This is a genomic window from Streptomyces sp. NPDC001381 (genome assembly GCF_042895685.1).
Taxonomy (GTDB): Bacteria; Actinomycetota; Actinomycetes; order Streptomycetales; family Streptomycetaceae; genus Streptomyces.
Map to the genome: position 1 here is coordinate 212,539 of NZ_JBIAWO010000002.1, position 17,069 is coordinate 229,607.

The 17,069-nt window shown below is 70.9% G+C and carries 14 protein-coding genes; 5 read left to right on the forward strand and 9 right to left on the reverse strand.

The features are described from left to right. Window positions 1-27: 27 nt before the first annotated feature. A complete protein-coding gene (locus tag ACFY2L_RS08050) occupies window positions 28-1,275 on the reverse strand; it encodes an Ig-like domain-containing protein (RefSeq protein ID WP_390821810.1) in 1,248 nt (415 codons plus the stop codon). Window positions 1,276-1,530: 255 nt separating this feature from the next. Between ACFY2L_RS08050 and ACFY2L_RS08055 the strand changes: the two genes are divergently transcribed. Further along, window positions 1,531-1,944 (forward strand): VOC family protein, encoded by a 414-nt coding sequence (locus tag ACFY2L_RS08055; RefSeq protein ID WP_390658634.1) that lies wholly within the window; start codon window positions 1,531-1,533, stop codon window positions 1,942-1,944. Window positions 1,945-1,989: 45 nt separating this feature from the next. Here ACFY2L_RS08055 and ACFY2L_RS08060 read toward each other — a convergent pair whose 3' ends face one another. Continuing rightward, window positions 1,990-2,784, reverse strand: coding sequence for an IclR family transcriptional regulator (locus ACFY2L_RS08060; RefSeq protein WP_390821811.1), 795 nt, complete (start codon window positions 2,782-2,784; stop codon window positions 1,990-1,992). Window positions 2,785-2,788: 4 nt separating this feature from the next. Further along, entirely contained in the window at window positions 2,789-3,214 is a 426-nt protein-coding gene (locus tag ACFY2L_RS08065) for a MarR family winged helix-turn-helix transcriptional regulator (RefSeq protein ID WP_390658980.1), read from the reverse strand. A 263-nt stretch (window positions 3,215-3,477) separates the two neighbouring features. Between ACFY2L_RS08065 and ACFY2L_RS08070 the strand changes: the two genes are divergently transcribed. From ACFY2L_RS08070 to ACFY2L_RS08085, 4 genes are read left to right on the forward strand one after another with little or no spacing between them, the layout of a single operon-like run. Then, complete coding sequence (locus ACFY2L_RS08070; RefSeq protein WP_390658632.1) at window positions 3,478-4,395, forward strand: SDR family oxidoreductase; 918 nt, start codon at window positions 3,478-3,480, stop codon at window positions 4,393-4,395. A gap of 2 nt (window positions 4,396-4,397) precedes the next feature. Then, a complete protein-coding gene (locus tag ACFY2L_RS08075; RefSeq protein WP_390821812.1) occupies window positions 4,398-5,282 on the forward strand; it encodes an amidohydrolase family protein in 885 nt (294 codons plus the stop codon). A 12-nt stretch (window positions 5,283-5,294) separates the two neighbouring features. Next, window positions 5,295-6,800, forward strand: coding sequence for a long-chain fatty acid--CoA ligase (locus ACFY2L_RS08080; protein WP_390658630.1), 1,506 nt, complete (start codon window positions 5,295-5,297; stop codon window positions 6,798-6,800). Between the two features lie 27 nt (window positions 6,801-6,827). Further along, entirely contained in the window at window positions 6,828-7,283 is a 456-nt protein-coding gene (locus ACFY2L_RS08085) for a MaoC family dehydratase (RefSeq protein WP_390821813.1), read from the forward strand. Between the two features lie 98 nt (window positions 7,284-7,381). Here ACFY2L_RS08085 and ACFY2L_RS08090 read toward each other — a convergent pair whose 3' ends face one another. Genes ACFY2L_RS08090 through ACFY2L_RS08115 form a run of 6 tightly spaced genes read right to left on the reverse strand, consistent with a single transcriptional unit; the run spans window position 7,382 to window position 17,010 of the window. Beyond that, a complete protein-coding gene (locus ACFY2L_RS08090) occupies window positions 7,382-9,049 on the reverse strand; it encodes a histidinol-phosphatase (protein WP_390821814.1) in 1,668 nt (555 codons plus the stop codon). A 28-nt stretch (window positions 9,050-9,077) separates the two neighbouring features. Beyond that, window positions 9,078-10,919: a LamG-like jellyroll fold domain-containing protein gene (locus tag ACFY2L_RS08095; RefSeq protein ID WP_390821815.1), complete on the reverse strand. Its 1,842-nt coding sequence runs from the start codon at window positions 10,917-10,919 to the stop codon at window positions 9,078-9,080. A gap of 60 nt (window positions 10,920-10,979) precedes the next feature. Then, window positions 10,980-13,922 carry a glycoside hydrolase family 2 TIM barrel-domain containing protein gene (locus ACFY2L_RS08100; protein WP_390821816.1) on the reverse strand — a complete coding sequence of 981 codons (2,943 nt, stop codon included), beginning with the start codon at window positions 13,920-13,922 and terminating at the stop codon, window positions 10,980-10,982. Next, the gene (locus ACFY2L_RS08105; protein WP_390821817.1) at window positions 13,919-14,755 is read right to left on the reverse strand and encodes a carbohydrate ABC transporter permease; all 837 of its coding nucleotides are present in this window, start codon (window positions 14,753-14,755) and stop codon (window positions 13,919-13,921) included. Before ACFY2L_RS08105 ends, ACFY2L_RS08100 begins: the two co-directional genes overlap by 4 nt. A gap of 12 nt (window positions 14,756-14,767) precedes the next feature. Further along, window positions 14,768-15,724, reverse strand: a complete 957-nt coding sequence (locus tag ACFY2L_RS08110) for a carbohydrate ABC transporter permease (protein ID WP_390658624.1) — start codon at window positions 15,722-15,724, stop codon at window positions 14,768-14,770. After that, the gene (locus ACFY2L_RS08115; protein ID WP_390821818.1) at window positions 15,724-17,010 is read right to left on the reverse strand and encodes an ABC transporter substrate-binding protein; all 1,287 of its coding nucleotides are present in this window, start codon (window positions 17,008-17,010) and stop codon (window positions 15,724-15,726) included. The genes ACFY2L_RS08110 and ACFY2L_RS08115 overlap by 1 nt, the downstream gene beginning before the upstream one ends. Window positions 17,011-17,069: the final 59 nt, after the last annotated feature.

A 17,069-nucleotide genomic window follows, 5' to 3' on the forward strand; every position in this document is an offset into this window, starting at 1 on the left:
GTTCATGGCGTGAACCGCGCAAACGGGCTAAACCGCGCTGCCGGCCCTCCAGTCCGCCCATGACATGTTCCAGCCGTTGAGGCCGTTGGCCGGGTCGACGGTCCGCTCGCCCGAGTTCTTCACGATCACCACGTCGCCGAGCATGGAGCTCTCGTAGAACCTGTAGCCGGCGACCGAGCTGTCGTTCGCGCCCTTGGTGTCGTCCAGGCCGATGCAGCCGTGGCTGGTGTTCTGGCTGCCGAACACGGACGTCGAGGCCCAGTAGTTGCCGTGGACGAAGGTGCCGGAGGTGGTCAGGCGCTGGGCGTGCGGCACGTCGGAGATGTCGTACTCGTCGCCGAGCCCGACCGTGGAGGACTCCATCCGGGTCTCCTTGAACCGCTCGCTGATCACCATGATCCCGGCCCAGGTGGTGTGCTCGGCGTCGCCGCCGGACACGGGATACGTGGCATACGTCGCGCCGTCCCGCTTCACCACCATCTGCTTGGCGGACAGGTCGACGGTGCTGATCTGCTCACGGCCGATGTGGAAGGTGACGTCCTTGGACTGCATACCGTAGACGCCATCCTGTCCTTCGACGTCCTTCAACCGCAGACTGAGGGTGATCTTCGTGCCGGCCGCCCAGTACGTCTCCGGCCGGAAGTCCAGCCGGGTGTCGCTGAACCAGTGGCCCACGACCTCCACGGCCGGCTCGGCGGTCACCGTGATGGCCTTCTGCACGGCGGCCTTGTCCGACACGGCGTGCGTGAAGTTGATCGACACGGGCATGCCCACGCCGGAGGTCGAGTTCGCCTCGGGGGTGAAGTAGCCGACGAAGGTCTCCCCGGGCGACATGGTCGTGAACGCGGCCGTCTCGGCGTCGGCCCTCTCCGCCCGCGCGGTGACCGTGTACTTGGTGCCCGAGTACGGGTTCCTCGACGACGTCCACGTGGTCCCCGCGTTGTTCAGGGTGCCCTCCAGGGTGGAGCCGTCGTTGCCCGTCACCTTCACCGACGCGAGGGTGCCGTCGGTCACCGTCACCACGACGGGACTGCTGAACGGCGCCTTCTTCGTGCCGTCGGCGGGGGTGACCGAGATCACCGGCCGCCTGGTGGCCGCCGAGGCCTTCGTGGAGGCGGCCGCCCGGGTGCCCGAGCCCTCCGAGGCGTCCGCCGACCCGGAGCCGCACCCGGTCATCGCGACCGCCGGGGCGGCCCCCAGCGCGGCCAGGATCCCGCGCCGGGACCAGCCCCGCTCCTGCTGCTCGGACCGGTTCGACATGTGCGAGACGCCCACGGCACGCCTTCCTGAGTTGTCCACCTTTGCGCGTGCATCCTGCGCCCCTCACATTGGTTGATCCTTTGAATATCCATGCCGCAACCTGAGATTTCCGTGAGGAGGGGCTGCGGGCGGGGAAGCCGGCGGAGGGGGAGGCGGCGAGGGAAACAAAGGGGGCGGGCGCGTAGTTGATCACCGGCAGCAAGAGGCGCAGAGAACGTCCACGAGCCAGGAACCCGAACCCGCGCACCCGCGACCCCCGAGGAGCCCCGCATGTCCGACGCGTCCGACGCCCCCGCCGTCCGTGAACTCCGTCTGGTGGTGACCGCCGACGACTACGAGGAGGCCCTGCGCTTCTACCGGGACGTCCTGGGCCTGCCCGAGCGGGCCGCGTTCTCCTCGCCCGGCGGACACGTCACCCTCCTCGACGCGGGCCGCGCCACCCTGGAGCTGACCGACCCGGACCACGCCGCGTTCATCGACGACGTCGAGGTCGGACGCCGGGTGGCCGGACACGTCCGGGTCGCCTTCCGGGTCGGCGACTCCACCGCCGTCACCGCCCGGCTCGCGGCCGCCGGGGCGGAGGTGGTCGCGCAGCCCACCCGCACCCCGTGGAACTCCCTGAACTCCCGGCTGCGGGCGCCGGGCGCCCTGCAGCTGACCCTCTTCGAGGAGCTCGGCGAGTAGCGGAGCGCGCGGCGTCACGCGCCGCAGCGCCCTGACGCCGGGTGCTCAGTCCCGCGGTCCCTCCGGCTGCCACCCCAGCGCCCGGGAGATCCCGCGCGCCGCGACCCGTACGGCCGGCGCCAGGACCGGCACCTGTGCGTCGGCGTGCGGGACGACCACCGACACGGCGGCGACCACCGCCCCGCCCGGTCCGCGCACCGGCGCCGCCACCGACAGGGCGTCGTCGGTCACCTGACGGCTGCTCACCGCCACCCCCGCACGCCGGACTTCGGCCAGCACCCGGCGCAAGCGTGCCGGATCGGTGATGGTGTGGTCGGTGAGGGACGCCAACGGCCCCGCGCAGTATGCCTCCTGGAGCTCGGAGCCGCCGTGGGCCAGCAGGACGAGTCCGACCCCGGTGACGTGCAACGGCCAGCGGGCGCCCACCCGGATGTGCACGCCGACCGCCGAACGCCCCGAGATCCACTCGGTGTAGACGACCTCCGACCCGTCCCGCACCGCCAACTGCACGTTCTCGTGCGTGGCTTCGTACAGGTCCTCCAGATACGGCAGCGCCACCTGGCGCAGCGCCAGGCCGCGTGGCGCGAGCGCGGCGACCTCCCACAGCCGCAGCCCCACGTGGTAGAGACCGGACGCGTCCCGCTCCAGCGCGCCCCACTCGGTCAGCGCGCCCACGAGCCGGTGCGCGGTGGTGAGGGTCAGCCCGGCCCGCCTGCTGATGTCGGTCAGCGACAGCGCCGGATGGGCGTGGTCGAACGCGGCGAGCACCGCCAGCAGGCGGTCGGGTGCGGAGCGGGAGGCCGGGGCAGGACGGTCCCGGCCCCCTTCGGTCGTCCCCATGGCATCAGCTGAGCCCGTCCCCGGCGATCCGCAGCAGCAGCGTGTGCAGCGTCTCGCGTTCGGCCGGGCCGAGCGGGCCGAGCAGGTCGTTCGTCACGCGCAGCCCCGCCTCGTCGGTGCCGCGCAGGAAGGCGCGGCCGTCCTCGGTGAGGACGACGATCCGGCTGCGCCGGTCGTCCGGGGCGGGCCGTCGCTCGGCGAAGCCCAGTTTCTCCAGATCGTCGACGAGGCCGACGATCGCGCTCGGGTCGTACCCCAGCCGGGTGCTCAGCTCACGCTGGAGCGCGCCCTCGGAGGTGGCGAGGAAACGCAGTACCGCGTAGTGGCGCAGGCGCAGCCCCGACTCCTGGAGGAACGTGTTGAACAACTGACCCGAGCGCAGCCCCAGCCGGTAGAGCAGATAGCCCGTGTCCGCGTGCAGCCCGCGCATCCACGGCTCGTCCCCGTCGATCGGGGTGGCGGCGTTCACTGCGTTGTCCTGGCGGGCGATGGCGGGCTCCCTGGTCTCGGCCCCCTGCCGGGGGCGGTGCGTCCTGCAGATTCCAGCATGACTCACCCGCAGGTGGACAACAACTATTGACGACAACAATTATTGCTCTTAGCTTCGATCTCGCAGCCGCACTCGCTGCGCCCCCGTGGGCGCAGCTCCCTGTGACCTCTCGTGGTCATGGTTCTTCCTGAAGGGACTCGCTCGTGACCAGCATCGATCTCACCGGCAAGGTCGCCGTCGTCACCGGCAGCGGCCGGGGCCTCGGTCTCGCCTACGCGCACGCCCTGGCCGCCCACGGTGCGTCCGTGGTCGTCAACGACGTGGACGAGGAGGTCGCCGAGCAGGCCGTGAAGTCCATCGCCGACGCCGGTGGCACCGCTGTCGCCGAGGTGGTCCCGGTCGGCACGGCCGAGGCGGCCGAGCGGCTGGTGGGCCGGGCCGTGGAGGAGTTCGGACGGCTCGACGTCCTCGTCACCAACGCGGGCATCCTGCGCGACAAGGTGCTGTGGAAGATGACCGACGACGACTTCGACGCGGTGATCACCACCCACCTCAAGGGCACCTTCACCTGCGCCCGCGCCGCCGCCGTCCGGATGCGCGAGCAGGGCGAGGGCGGCACGCTGATCCTGGTGGGCTCCCCGGCGGGCCAGCGCGGCAACTTCGGCCAGACGAACTACGCCGCCGCCAAGGCCGGCATCGCCGCCTTCGCCCGCACCTGGTCGATGGAACTGGGCCGCGCGAACATCACCGTGAACGCGATCGTGCCGGTCGCCGCCACCGCCATGACCGAGACGATCCCCGCCTTCGCCCCGTACATCGAGGCCATGAGGAACGGCGAACCGCTGCCGGACTTCCTGCGCAAGGGCGAGGGCTTCGGCACCCCCGAGGACTGCGCCGCGCTCGTGCCCTTCCTCGCCTCCGAGGCCGCCCGGGGCATCACCGGGCAGGCCATCGGCATCGGCGGCGACAAGGTGGCACTCTGGTCGCATCCGCAGGAGATCAGGGCGGCGTACGCCGACGGCGGCTGGACCCCCGCGAGCCTGGCCGACGCCTTCCCCACCTCGGTCGGTGCCGAGCTGCAGAGCGTCGGCATCCCGGCGCCCACGTTCCCGGAGGCCTGACCATGGCGACCCTCGATGTCGCGGAACTCGTCGCGATCGACGTCCACACCCACGCGGAGGTGTCCTCCAAGGGGCACTCCTCGCTCGACGACGACCTGCACGACGCGTCCTCGGCCTACTTCAAGGTGGAGGGCAAGCGGAAGCCGACCCTGGAGGAGACGGCCGCCTACTACCGTGAGCGGAGGATGGCTGCCGTGATCTTCACGGTGGACGCCGAGTCCGCGACCGGCACGGCCCCCGTCCCCAACGAGGAGGTCGCCGAGGCCGCCGCCGCCAATGCGGACGTCCTCATCCCCTTCGCCTCCATCGACCCCTTCCGGGGGAGGGCGGGCGTGCGGCAGGCCCGCCGTCTGGTCGAGGAGTACGGGGTGAAGGGCTTCAAGTTCCACCCCAGCATCCAGGGCTTCTTCCCCAACGACCGCTCGGTGGCCTACGACCTCTACGAGGTCATCGAGGAGACCGGCACCATCGCCCTCTTCCACACGGGCCAGACGGGCATCGGCGCGGGCGTGCCGGGCGGTGGCGGGATCCGCCTGAAGTACAGCAACCCGCTGCACGTGGACGACGTGGCCGCCGACTTCCCGCACCTCAAGATCATCCTGGCGCATCCGTCCTTCCCCTGGCAGGACGAGGCGCTGGCCGTCGCCACGCACAAGCCGGGCGTGCACATCGACCTGTCCGGCTGGTCGCCGAAGTACTTCCCGCCGCAGCTCGTCCAGTACGCCAACACGCTGCTGAAGGACAAGGTCCTCTTCGGCTCCGACTTCCCCGTCCTCACGCCCGACCGCTGGCTCGCCGACTTCGACAAGCTGACGATCAAGGACGAGGTGAAGCCGAAGATCCTCAAGGAGAACGCCGCCCGTCTGCTCAGGCTGACCACACCGTAAGGGGCGTCAGAGATGCGCAACGAGGGACTGGGGTCGTGGCCCGCACGCCGGGCCCGCAAGACCCCGCACCGCACCGCCCTGGTCCACGGTGATCAGTCGACGGACTACCGCACACTGTATGCACGCGTCACGCGCCTGGCCCACGCCCTGCGCGCCCGTGGTGTCCGCCGCGGCGACCGCATCGCCTACCTCGGCCCGAACCACCCCTCCTACCTGGAGACCCTGTTCGCGGCCGGCACGCTCGGCGCGGTCTTCGTTCCGCTCAACACCCGCCTCGCGGGACCCGAGATCGCCTACCAGCTCGCCGACTCCGGCGCCAAGGCCCTCGTCTACGGCCCCTCGCACGCGGGCCTGGTGGCGGGACTGCCGGGCAGCACGGACGTACGGACGTACGTCGAGGCCGGCGCCGAGTACGAGAACGCGCTGGCGTCGGCCGCCGACGAGCCGATCGACGAGCCCGTCGGCGCCGACGACACCTGCATCATCATGTACACCTCGGGCACGACGGGCCGGCCCAAGGGCGCCATGCTCACCCACGGCAACCTCACCTGGAACGCGATCAACGTCATCGTCGACACCGACCTGATCGCCGACGAGCGTGCCCTGGTCTCCGCGCCGCTGTTCCACACCGCGGGCCTGAACATGCTGACGCTCCCGGTGTTCCTCAAGGGCGGCACCTGTGTCCTGGTCGAGGCCTTCGACCCGGAGGCCACCCTCGACCTGGTCGAACGGCACCGGATCACCTTCATGTTCGGGGTGCCGACGATGTTCGACCAGGTGGCCAGGCATCCGCGCTGGGCGGACGCGGACCTCTCGTCACTGCGCATCCTGACCTGCGGCGGCTCCCCGGTCCCCACCCCGCTGATCGCCGCATACCAGGAACGCGGGCTCACCTTCCTGCAGGGCTACGGCATGACCGAGGCCTCACCCGGCACGCTGTTCCTGGACGCCGAGCACGCGATCAGCAAGGCGGGCTCGGCCGGAGTCCCCCATTTCTTCAGCGACGTGCGCGTCCTGCGCCCCGACCTCACCCCGGTCGACACCGGCGAGACCGGCGAGGTCCTCGTGCGCGGTCCGCACGTCATGCCCGGCTACTGGGGACTGCCCGAGGAGACCTCCGCCTCCTTCGCCGACGGCTGGTTCCGCAGCGGGGACGCGGCGAAGGTCGACGAGGACGGTTACGTGTACATCGTCGACCGCATCAAGGACATGATCATCTCCGGTGGGGAGAACATCTACCCCGCCGAGATCGAGGACCTCCTCCTCGGCCATCCCGACATCGTCGAGGCCGCCGTCATCGGCGTCCGGGACGACAAGTGGGGCGAGGTACCGCGCGCGGTGGTCGTACCCCGCGAGGGCGCCACCCTCGATCCCGACGAGGTGCTGGCCTCCCTGGCCGGACGGCTCGCGAAATACAAGATCCCCAAGTCGGTGGTGGTCGCGGACGGACTTCCCCGCACCGCCTCAGGCAAGCTCCTGAAAGCCCGGGTGCGCTCCCGGTTCGGCACCGACTCCTGAGTACGACTCCCAAGTGAGGAACGGCATATGAGCATCACCGTCAACGGCCTCGACGAGCTGAAGAAGCTGGCCGGCAGCGACCTGGGCACCAGCGAGTGGATCGAGGTCACCCAGGAGCGCGTCAACACGTTCGCCGACGCGACCGGCGACCACCAGTGGATCCACGTGGACCCGGAGAAGGCCGCGCAGGGCCCCTTCGGCGCCCCCATCGCCCACGGCTACCTGACGCTCTCCCTGTTCATCCCCCTCTTCACCGCACTTCTGGACGTCCAGGGCGTCACCACGAAGGTCAACTACGGCCTGAACAAGGTGCGTTTCCCCTCGCCGGTGAAGGTCGGCTCGCGCATCCGCCTGGCCGGCAGGCTGACCGAGGTCGAGGACGTGCCGGGCGGGGTGCAGATCACCGTCGACGGGACGATAGAGATCGAGGGCGCCGCCAAGCCGGCGGCGGTGCTGCAGAGCCTGTCGCGTTTCTACGCCTGAGGCTCTCCGCCGTCAGCGCAGCGGGAAGTTCCCGTCGCGGGGAACCGCGGGACCGCCGTGGCCGGTCGCGCGGTTCCCCGCGCCTCCTTCGGGGCGTCTCAGCGGACGACGTCGACGAAGACCGGGTTCGAGTAGAACCACGTGTCCGCCCACGGATCGCCGTCGCCCGGCTCGTGGGGGACCGGGCCGTGCGGGTCGATCGACGCGCCGAGGCATCCGGTGCCGTTGCGGTTGCCGTCGCTGCCGCGCAGGCGGACGTAGAAGGACTCGTCGCCGGCGGTCAGCGGGACGCGCAGCGTGTACGTCCCCCTCCGGCCGGACACGTCCTTCGTGTGGACGACCCTGGTGTCGGGGGCCTTCCAGGTGTCGCGGTCGGAGACCGGGCCGCGCACCGCGCCGCGGATCACGTCGACGTGCGCCAACCGGGGCAGGATTCCCCGCGGGTTGGGCCGGGAGGCGGTGGTCACCGTCACGTACAGCGTGATCCTCTCGCCCTTGCGGACCCGCAGCCGCCCGCCGAGGGTGACGCCCCGCCCGGCGTCGCGGTCCCGCTTCACCCGTACGTCGAGTCCGTCCAGCAGATGCCCGTGGTCGAGCCAGACGCGGCCCGCGCGCAGGCCCGCCATCACGGCGCGGTAGCCGTAGCGGGTGACGCCGACATGGGTCCGGCTGAACTGGCCCGGCCAGAAGTCGCTGCCCGGCTGCGGAGTGTCCGTGTCGACCGGGTCCGGCAGCCTGCCGGTGTCGTCGAAGGTCTGCCCCGCCGGCCAGTCGCCGTTCCTCCAGGTGTCGAAGACGGTCCGGTGGTTGTCGGAGTTGGTGGTGATCGTGAACAGCCGGCCCTCCGCCAGCATCGAGTCCCACAGGCCGCCGACGGTCGCCGTCGCCCAGTCGAAGCCGCCGTACGTGAGGAAGGCGTCCGCCGGGTAGCCCGACCAGGACTGCGCCGTCGGCCTGTTCTCGTACTCGCCGCGGACGGACGTGGGGCCGCGCAGGCCGGGGATCGCCGCGCCCTGGGCGCCGGGCGCGCCCTCCATGCCGATCATGATCTCGGGCGCCGCGTCGCGCCAGGCGCGCAGCTCGTGCGGGGAGTCGATGCCGAGGCGCAGCGGATGGTTCGCGAGGACGAGGACGTCGTCGACCTGGCCCGAACGGCGCTGCTCGGCCAGCCACTTGACGGCCTTGACCGCGTGGGCCTCGTTGCGGGCCGTGTCGGCCGCGCCGGCGGACCCCTCGGTGTACCCGAGCAGCTTGCCGTCGTAGGCGAGCTCGAACCGGGTGAGCAGGTCGACCTCGTGGGGGCCGGGCGCGGCGAACACCGTGCAGTGCTCCGCGGCCGGGATGTACCACTCCAGGCCCTGGAAGATCAGCAGGCGCGGGTTCTCCGCTCGGGCCTTCAGGATCTCCTGGTGCTCCAGCGCGGCGCCGTGGTGGGCGTGTCCCACGTTGGAGTGCTCGTTGAACACCATCCAGTCCAGGCCGAACCGGGCGGCGGCCCGGGCCTGCTGGGAGAATGTGTACTTGGCGTCGTGGCTGTAGACGGAGTGCACGTGGTGGTCGCCCACGAGGTAGGCGAGGTGGGGGTCCTCACCGCCCGTGCCGCCGCGCGGAGCGGCGGGCGCGGGCGTCGCGGCGGAACCGAGGGCGAACGCGGCGCCGAACATTCCCGCGCGGGACAGAAGCCGGCGACGGGAGACGCCCTGGGCGTCCAGGTGCGCGGGGGAGACGGACGGGTCGGCCCACTCGGGAAGCTGCTGCTCGGTCATGGTCGTGTACAGGTCCTCTGTGCGGGCGTCAGTGGTTCATGAAGGAGGTGACGGGCAGTGCCCGGGAGACGATCCGGACGTCGCCGAGGCGGCCGTGCAGGATCTGGTCGATCTGTCCGCCGTACTCGTATCCGCCGAGCAGCCACGGCAGTCCGACGGAGGCGATGCCGACGGCCCTCGCCCTCGGGTTGCGCACGACCGGGCAGCCCTCGACGTACAGCGTGGTGTGCGCGCCGTCGTTGACGACGGCGAGGTGCCACCAGGTCTCCAGCGGAGTCTCCTGCCCCCAGTTGGTGGCGATGCCCTCCTGGTTCAGCGGACGCGTCGCCCACTGCGGCTCGCGGTCGTCGGACAGGGACAGCGTGGCGAGCGGTTCGTCGGGATCGTCGTCCGTCCGGCCCGCGGCGCCGCCCGTGCCGCTCCGTCCGACCAGTCCCGACCAGGCGTGGTGCGCCGGATCCCAGTCGGCCGGGAGGCGGTAGAACGCCTCGATGGTGTAACCGTCCTCGAACGTCGCCGCGTTGAGCGGAGCGCCGTCGACCGTGCGCAGGTACGCGCCTTTCAGCGGGGACTTGAAGCCCCGGAACTCCAGGCTGCCGTGGCCGGGCTGGTCGGGGTGGTGGTCCGTCGACCAGCCCAGTGTGCCGCCGCCGACCGTGACGAGGGTGAGGTCGTTTCCGTTCCCCGTGCGGTCCCGGACGGTGCCGGAGACGGTCGTGCCGTCGTCGTGGCCGTCGAACCGCCAGTAGGCGACCGTGCCGGGCACGACGATCTTCGACGCCGGACGTGCGGGCCGGGCCGGCACCGGGTCGAAGCCGGAGAAGCGGTCGGCGAAGTCGACGCCGACCGAGAAGCGGTCGGCGTCGCCGGTGAGTTCGCTCTCCTGCCGCTCCAGCTCGTTGAGCCCCTTCGCGGCCCGGCCCAGGATCCACGGGGAGACGGTCTCCACGTCGATGACGTCTCGGTCGAGGTCGAAGCGGTACAGGCGGATCATCGCAGCGCCGCCGTAGTAGCGGTTCTGATAGTTCGTCAGATGCAGGTGGACGTCATGTCCCGCCGCGTTCACACGGGTTGTCCGGCCCGCGGGCCAGTAGTGCCCGTTGAGGGTGAGGAAGATCTGGTCGTGCTCCTCGATCAGCCGGTCCCACAGCCGCTCCCCGTACGCCGACAGGGAGTCGTCCCCGACGACCAGCTCGTGCGTCGTGAGGACGACCGGCGTCCCCGGATGCCGGGCGAGGACATCGGCGGCCCAGGCGTACCCCCGGTCCGACAGCCGCCAGTCCAGCGCCAGCACCATCCACCGGCGCCCGGCGGCCCGGAACAGATGAAAGGTGTTGTACCCGTCGGGGGAGGCCCCGCCGAAGGTGGACTTCCCCCGGAAGCGCCGTGGGCCGAACGCTTCCAGGTACGGGGTCGTGCCCCGCTGGTCGGTCGTCGACGCCTGCACGTCGTGGTTGCCCGCCAGGACGCTGTATCCGACCCCGTGCCGGTCGAGCAGCTCGAACGCCGCGCCGATCGCGGTGAATTCGGACTCCGCGCCGTTCTGCGTCAGGTCGCCGAGGTGGGACAGGAAGACGATGTTCTCCTCCCGGCCGTGCTCCAGCAGAAAGCGCAGCGACGCCTCGACCGGCGCCCCGTCGATGCTCGGACCGTCGAAGAGGTACTGGGTGTCGGGCATCACGGCCAGCGTGAAGCGGCGGCTGTCGGTGTCGGGGCGCCAGGCGGACGGCGTCGCCTCGGCGTCGGCGGCCGGCAGCGCGGCCGAGGCCGTCGCCGCCGCGCCCAGCAGCGCGGCGGCCCGCAGGAAACCGCGGCGTCCGGCGCCGGCCCGCGCGGCCTCGTCCGGTTCGTGGGCATGCGAAGTACACACATGTGCTCCGTCGGGAAGCGGGGGAAGGTCCTTGGGGAGTGAAGGGAACAGGGCGAGGGGTTACAGGGTGCGCAGCGTCCAGATCCAGCGGTGGACGCCGGGCGCGACGAGGTAGGAGGGGAAGGTGTCGGGTCCGCACGAGGCCGTACCGAGGCCCCGGTGGGCGGCGTCCAGGTGCACCACGCAGCCCGCGCGCGGCACCAGTTCGTCGTGATGGGCGGCGGCGGCCAGATCCTCGGCGCGGTACCGCGTCACGCAGACCTGCCGAGGCTCGTCCGGGGTGACCACGAGTCCCGGGGTGTCCGGCCCGGAGAGCGTGAAGCGCCGCACGCCGTGCCGGCCGCCGCTCTCCTGGGGCCGCAGGTAGGGGGTGAACAACTCGTCCACGGGGAGGGAGTGATGGCCCACCGGCGCGCCCCCGCTCCGGTCCGGGTAGGACTCCCAGGGGCCCTGCCCGAACCACTCCAGCCGGTCGAGCCCGGCGACCGTCTCGAAGACCGACCCGACCCGGGCCACATCCTCGAACTCCGGCGGAAGTTCCGCCAGTTCGTCCACCCGGACGCCGCCCTCGACGGGCGTGAGGACCTGCCGGTGCCGGACCACGCCGGTCGTGCCCGCGTACGTTGCGAGAACGGTCACCGTGCCGCCGTCGCGCCGCACCGACACCACCGTGCGCACGAGCGCGTCCAGCCCCCACGCCCGCCAGCGCGACGCCGTTCCGCCCAGCTCGTCGTTGTCGGTGGGCGCCCGCCACAGCGACAGCGTGGGGCCGGCGGTCAGCAGCGGATGGACGAGCAGCCCGTCGGCGTCGGCTTCGACGCTGCCGGAGACCATCAGGTCCTCGACCACGACGGCCGCCCGCAGCCGCACCTGCGGCGCGCACACCTCCGTGCCCCGCGGCGCCCACGCCAGGTCCTCGGCGGTCGTCACGCGCAGGGTCAGCCACGCCTCGCCGCCGTCGTCCGGCAACGCCATCGGCAGCGGCACCACGGCCGACTCGCCCGGCCGCAGCACGGGGAGTCCGGCCGGAGCCGTCAGCGTACGGCCGTCCGCCAGCGCCACTTCCCACTCGCCCGCGAGCCACTCCAGGCCCCGGAAGTGCTGGTGGTTGGAGACGACCAGCCCCTCGTGCCGGAACAGCTCCAGCCGTACCGGCGCGGCGATCTCCCGGTGCTCGTACATGACGGGCTTCGGAGTGCGGTCGGGGAAGACGACGCCGTCCGCGATGAACGCGCCGTCGTGGTCCTTCTCGCCGAAGTCGCCGCCGTACGCCCAGCGGTGACCCGGGGCGGTGACACCGTTGTCGTAGAGCCCTGCGCCCCCACGCCCGACCGGTCTTCCGTCGTTCACGGACTGAAGGATTCCGTGGTCCCAGAACTCCCAGATGAACCCGCCCTGAAGACCCGGGGTGGCCTCGATGGCGGCCCAGTGGTCGGCCAGCGTGCCGTTGCTGTTGCCCATCGCGTGCGAGTACTCGCACTGGATGAGCGGCTTGGTCTGCTCCCCGGACAGCGCGTGCGCCACGCAGTCCTCCAGCGGCGCGTACATCGGGCAGGCGATGTCGGAGGCGACGTCCGGATCCGCCCAGCCGCGCTTGGCGGCCCCCTCGTACTGCAGGGGCCGGGTCGGATCGTGCCGGCGCAGCCAGCCCGCGGCCGCGTCGTGGTTCGCGCCGTAGTCCGACTCGTTGCCCAGCGACCAGATGATCACCGACGGGTGGTTCTTGTCCCGCAGGACCATCCGCGACACCCGGTCCACGAAGGCGTTCAGGTAGCGCGGGTCGTCGGCGATCTCATGGGCGTGGTCGTGGGACTCGATGTCCGCCTCGTCGACCACGTAGAAGCCGAGTTCGTCCGCGAGATCCAGCAGACCGGGGTCGTTGGGATAGTGCGCGGTGCGGATCGCGTTGAAGCCGAAACGCTTCAGCAGGACCAGGTCCGCGCGCATGTCCTCGTACGACACCGTGCGCCCCGTCAGCGGGTGGAAGTCGTGCCGGTTCACGCCCCGGACGAGGATCCGCTCGCCGTTGACCAGCAGGTCCCGGCCGGCCACCTCGACGTCCCGGAAGCCGACCCGGTGCCGGGAGGTGTCGGCCACACTGCCGTCGGCGCGGTGCAGCCGCACCGTCAGGCCGTACAGCTCGGGTGTCTCGGCGGTCCAGGCGCGCACCTCGGGCACACGCGTGTGCAGCCGCGCCTCGCCGAGGAAGGCGGAGACCCGCTCGTCCTCGGCGTTGCGCCGGTCGAACTCCGTGTCCCGCGTGAGCTCCAGCCCGTCCAGCTCCCCGCTGACGTGCCAGCCCTCGGGCAGCGCCCCGCCCGCGTCCCGCACCCGGCAGTCGACCCGCAGGTCCCCGTCCCGCGACGCGCGGACGGTCACGTCGGCCAGGTGCAGCGGGTCGGTCGCGTAGAGGAGCACCGAGCGGGTGATCCCGCCGTGCCACCACTGGTCCTGGTCCTCGATGTGCGAGGCGTCCGACCACTTGACGACGGTCAGCCGGACGACCGACCGCCCACCGGGGCGCACGACGTCCGACAGATCGAACTCGGCGGCGAGATGCGAGTCCTTGGACACGCCGACGGGCCGCCCGTCCACGTGCACCAGCAGCACGCTCTCGGCAGCCCCGACCTGCAGCACGATCCGGCGCCCGGCCCACTCGGCGGGGACGTCGACCTCGCGCTCGTAGACACCTGTCGGGTTGTGGTCGGCGGGCGACAGCGGGGGGTGTTCCGTATACGGCATACGGATGTTCAGATACTGCGGAAGGTCGACCGTGGACCGCAGGGGGTCGTCGGTGTCCTGCATGGTCCATACGCCCGGCACGACCGCCGTCGACCACGCACCGCCGACCGGCGCGTCCGGAGCGGACAGCAACTGGAAGCGCCAGTCACCGTCCAGGGAGTGGGCTCCGGCGCGCCGGTCGACGGCGTTCATGGGCAGCCGTCCCCAGGAGGTCACCTCGGGCGCCCTCCAGGGGCGCAGCGCCAGCAGGGGGTCCGTCACTTGATGGCTCCCTTGGCGAGGTCCCCGATGATCTGGCGGGCGCCGACCGCGAACACGATCAGCAGGGGGAGGAGTGCGAGCAGTGCGCCGGTCATGACCATTCCGTAGTCCGTCGTTCCGTGGGTTCCGTTGAGCTGGGACAGCGCGACCTGGAGGGTGACGTTGTCCGGGTCGGTGAGGGCGATCAGGGGCCAGGCGTAGTCGTTCCACTGGCCCATGAAGGTGAAGATGCCGAGGAAGGCCAGGCCGGGGCGGACCACCGGCAGGGCCACGTGCCAGTACTGGCGCAGGAAGCCGGCGCCGTCGATGCGGGAGGCGTCGAGGAGTTCGTCGTGGACGGCGCCCTTCATGTACTGGCGCATCCAGAAGATGCCGAACGCGTTGGCGGCCGCCGGCACGATCAGCGAGGTCATCGAGCCGATCCAGCCGAGCTTCGCCATGATCACGAACTGCGGGATCGCCGCGAGCTGCGCGGGCACCATGAAGACGGCCATGAGCAGCGCGAACAGCAAGCGCTTACCGGGGAAGGTGAACTTCGCGAAGACGAACGCGGCCAGCGAGTCGAAGAACAGCACCAGGACGGTCACCGAGCCCGCCACGAGGAGCGAGTTGGCCATCGAGCCGAAGAAGTCGACGCTGTCGAGGAGATGGCGGACGTTGTCCGCGAAGTGCGTGCCCGGCAGCAGCTTCGGCGGGTAGGAGAAGATCTCGCTCGACGTGTGCGTCGACATGATCACGGCCCAGTAGAACGGGAAGGCCGAGAGCAGCACTCCGGCGATCAGCGTCGCGTGCAGGGCGGCGCCCCGGCGACGGGAACCCTTGATGGATGCCATGGGGTGGGCCTCCTAGTCTTCGCCCCGGCGCTGCACCAGGCGCCAGTTGACGATCGAGAAGAGGACGACGACGAGGAAGATGCCCCACGCCACGGCGGCGCCGTAGCCGAAGTCGTTGTTGTCGAAGGTCTGCTGGAAGAAGTAGAGGACCATCGTCCGGCCGGCGTGGTCGGGTCCGCCGGAGAACGTCGAGTCGTTGGAGGTGTTCTGCAGCAGGACCTGAGGTTCGGAGAAGCTCTGCAGACCGGTGACGGTGGAGATCACGAGCACGAACAGCAGCACCGGCCGCATCAGCGGCAGCGTCACCCGGAAGAACGTCTGCACCGGACCGGCGCCGTCCATACGGGCCGCTTCGTACAGTTCACCGGGGATCGTCTGCAGTCCGGCGAGGAAGATGATCGCGTTGTACCCCGTCCACTGCCAGGTCATCAGCGTGGCGACGGCGACCTTGATGCCCCAGGGCGTGTTCAGCCAGGCCACCTGGTCCAGTCCGACGGCCCGCAACAGGGCGTTCACCAGGCCGAAGTTGGTGGAGAACACCGAGCCGAAGACGATCGCGATCGCCACCACCGAGGTCACGTTCGGCAGGAAGTACGCGAACCGGTAGGCGTTCTTGAACCGCACGGCCGAGTTGAGCAGGACGGCCGTCACCATCGCCAGGAAGATCATGGGGAAGGTGGCCAGCGCCCAGATGACGACCGTGTTCCCGATCGAGCTCCAGAAGTCGCCGTCGCTCAGCAGGTAGGTGTACTGCGACAGGCCGGCCCACTCCATCGGGCCGAGCCCGTCCCAGCGGTGGAAGGACAGATACAGCGAGAAGCCGACCGGGACCAGACCGAAGCAGAGGAACAGCAGATAGAACGGCGAGATGGCCGCGTACAGGTGCCAGTGTCCGCGGAACCCCCGGCGGGGCCGGGGGGCCGAGGTCTGCTCCACGGTGACGGCGGGCTTCTCCAGCGCGGTGGCCATCAGTGGCTCACCCCCAGGTGGTCGGCGATCCGCCGGCACTTGTTCATGGCGTCCTTCCAGGCCTGGTCGGGGTTCTTGCCGAGGACGCCGACGTTCTTGATCTCGTCCTTGACGGGCTGGCCGAGCGCCACGTCGTACGGGCTGTTGTAGGCGACGGCGATCTTCTGCGCCGCGGGCCCGAAGACGTCCATGGTGACCTGGCCGCCGAAGAAGTCGTCGGGCTCGCGCAGTTGCCTCAGTCCGTACGAGGCGGGAGTGGACGGGAAGAGGCCCGCGTCGACGAACCCCTGGGCCTGGTTGGCCGCGTCCAGCATCCAGGTGATGATCTCGAAGGCCTGCTCGGGCTCCCGGCAGGCCTTGGTGATCGCCAGGAACGAACCGCCGTTGTTGGAGGGCCGGACCGGCATGTCGGCCACCCGCCACCGGCCCTTCGTCCTCGGCACGCCGTTCTTGAGGTCGTTGGTCGCCCAGGAGGCGCCGAGCTGACTGGGCAGCTTGCCGTCCTGGACGGCCGACAGCTGGTCGGGGGTGCCGTTGACCAGGTCCGAGACGATCCCGCGCCGCTTGGCCTCCACGGCGAGCGCCCAGGCGGCGCGCACATGCTCCTGGTCGCCGATGAAGTGGCGGTCCTTGTCGACGTACCGCTCGCCGCCCTGCTGCACCGCGTTCTCGAACACGGAGTTGACGTCGGTGAGCAGGTACGTGCCCGGGATCCGCCGCTTGAGCCGCTCGCCCGCCGCGAAGAACTTCTCCCAGGTGTCGAGCTCCTTCGACACGTCCCGCGGCTCGTACGGCAGCCCGGCCCTGCGGAAGACGTCGTACTGGTAGAGGTGGGCGACCGGGCCGCAGTCGATCGGGAAGCCGATCATCGTGCCGTCGTCGGCGATGCCCTGGTCCCACTTCCAGGCCAGGTACCGGCTCCGGTACTTCTCCGCGCCGAGCGTGCGCAGGTCCACGAACTGGCCCGCGTTGGGCAGATAGGACGCCATGTCCTCGCCCTTGAGTCCGGCGATGTCGGGGATGTGGGCGCGGCCGGCCATCGTGGTGATCAGCTTGGAGCGGTAGTAGCCGCCGATCTTGACGGCCTCCAGGTCGACCGCGCCGCCGTAGCGGGCCTTGGCCCTGGCGACGACGGTGTCGCCCAGGCCGCCGTCCCAGTACCACAGGACCATGTTCCGGCCGGTCGAACCGGTCGGTACGGCACAGCCGGACGCCAGGCCGCCGAGCGCCGTGGCGGCCGTACCGGCCAGACCGGCGCGCAGCAGGCCTCTACGTGAGAGCCGCAACGCTCCCACCGCCTTTCGGATCTGTTCGCGTTCTTCACAGACGGGATGCACCACCAGGG

Coding starts and splice junctions, on each gene's coding strand:
- ACFY2L_RS08065 (WP_390658980.1), bottom strand. CDS start 3,214: ATGCGCGGGCTGCACGCGGACACGGGCTATCTGCTCTACCGGCTGGGG.
- ACFY2L_RS08060 (WP_390821811.1), bottom strand. CDS start 2,784: ATGGGGACGACCGAAGGGGGCCGGGACCGTCCTGCCCCGGCCTCCCGC.
- ACFY2L_RS08075 (WP_390821812.1), top strand. CDS start 4,398: ATGGCGACCCTCGATGTCGCGGAACTCGTCGCGATCGACGTCCACACC.
- ACFY2L_RS08110 (WP_390658624.1), bottom strand. CDS start 15,724: ATGGCCACCGCGCTGGAGAAGCCCGCCGTCACCGTGGAGCAGACCTCG.
- ACFY2L_RS08090 (WP_390821814.1), bottom strand. CDS start 9,049: ATGACCGAGCAGCAGCTTCCCGAGTGGGCCGACCCGTCCGTCTCCCCC.
- ACFY2L_RS08085 (WP_390821813.1), top strand. CDS start 6,828: ATGAGCATCACCGTCAACGGCCTCGACGAGCTGAAGAAGCTGGCCGGC.
- ACFY2L_RS08080 (WP_390658630.1), top strand. CDS start 5,295: ATGCGCAACGAGGGACTGGGGTCGTGGCCCGCACGCCGGGCCCGCAAG.
- ACFY2L_RS08105 (WP_390821817.1), bottom strand. CDS start 14,755: ATGGCATCCATCAAGGGTTCCCGTCGCCGGGGCGCCGCCCTGCACGCG.
- ACFY2L_RS08055 (WP_390658634.1), top strand. CDS start 1,531: ATGTCCGACGCGTCCGACGCCCCCGCCGTCCGTGAACTCCGTCTGGTG.